This is a genomic window from Chitinimonas sp. BJB300, from assembly GCF_002735695.1.
Taxonomy (GTDB): domain Bacteria; phylum Pseudomonadota; class Gammaproteobacteria; order Burkholderiales; family Chitinimonadaceae; genus Chitinimonas.
Window position 1 is genome coordinate 1 of record NZ_PDZH01000032.1, and the last position, 1,213, is coordinate 1,213.

The window sequence follows — 1,213 nt, forward strand, 5'->3', positions numbered from 1 at the left end:
GAATGCCTGAGCATCAAGACGCAGAAGAACCCATTCGCACTTTGCCGCAAGTTACTGATCAACGCCTCCCGCGCGGCTTATGATCAGTTACAGCTGCTTCTCGCAGCTACTGCGTAACATCAGTTACAAAACGGAAAAATCCGGCGCTGTTGCAATAAATATTGTCGTGCCGGCGCTCCGCTTAGGGGGCGGTCTCTGCTATGCATATAGCTAGCATCTTGGGGGGCAAGGCGATGAATACAGACTTCAAATGGCGCCACGTCGAAGGAGAAATCATTCTCTGGACCGTCCGCTGGTATTGCCGCTACGGGATCACTGCAAGGACTGGGCGCGTCCTTCGGTCATCAATACCGATAAGGCTGCCAGCTATGGCGTAGCCATAGCCACATTGAAGCGGGCAGGCCGCTGTCCCGCTGAGCTGGTGCACCGACAGGTGAAATACCTGAACAATGTCATCGAGGCCGATCACGACAAACTCAAGCGCCTGATCAAACCCACGTTGGGCTTCAAGTCACTGAAGACCGCGTATGCCACCCTCAAGGGATTCGAGGTGATGCGGGCGCTGAAGAAACGGCAGGCCCGGGTTTTCCAGATCCAGGACGGCATCCGGGGTGAGGTGCGCCTGGTGGAGCGGGCGTTCGGTCTGGGACTCAATGCCCTGGCTGAAGCCATCGAACACGTCACGAGCCTGCTAGATACCACTGTGATTGCGGTTGCCTGAAAAGGCCAGAACCCCACCCTTCGTGCGCTCCTCCGGACTTTTTGCAACAGAGCCCCTTGGGAATCGCAGCATAAATTAGTCCAAGTTTTCTGCCGCCCCCCATCTGGAAAGTTTTGCACGCTGTTTTACTCAAGCTGGCAAGGGGTGGCTTTACCCGTGTCCGCTGTCTGGTTGAATGCAGGTTTTAGCCCTCATTTCAGGCTTTGTGCAGCAAAGCCACATTTATATAAAAAATGTAATCACACTACGTACATAGCGCTTCAGACAAATTGAGACTTCCTAGCATTTGATTTCATTCGACTTTCAGTAGATTTACATATTAAAAAACTCCTGAGATCCCCATTTGGCAAGGATCTTAGAGGTTTTAGGCATGCATCCCCCCATGTAGAGTGGTGACTCGAAATCGTTTCTCTGGTGGTTACGGCTGTTGCTGCATTAGGTTGTGGTTAGTACAGATCGTGTCGCCGGAAATATAACTACACGGCGGAGATT

1 pseudogene is annotated in these 1,213 nt (G+C 52.3%); it reads left to right on the forward strand.

Going from position 1 to position 1,213, the window contains the following annotated elements:
• Window positions 1–310 precede the first annotated feature (310 nt).
• A pseudogene (locus tag CSQ89_RS07500) lies at window positions 311–721 on the forward strand (DDE-type integrase/transposase/recombinase); the annotation flags it as partial.
• Window positions 722–1,213 lie beyond the last annotated feature (492 nt).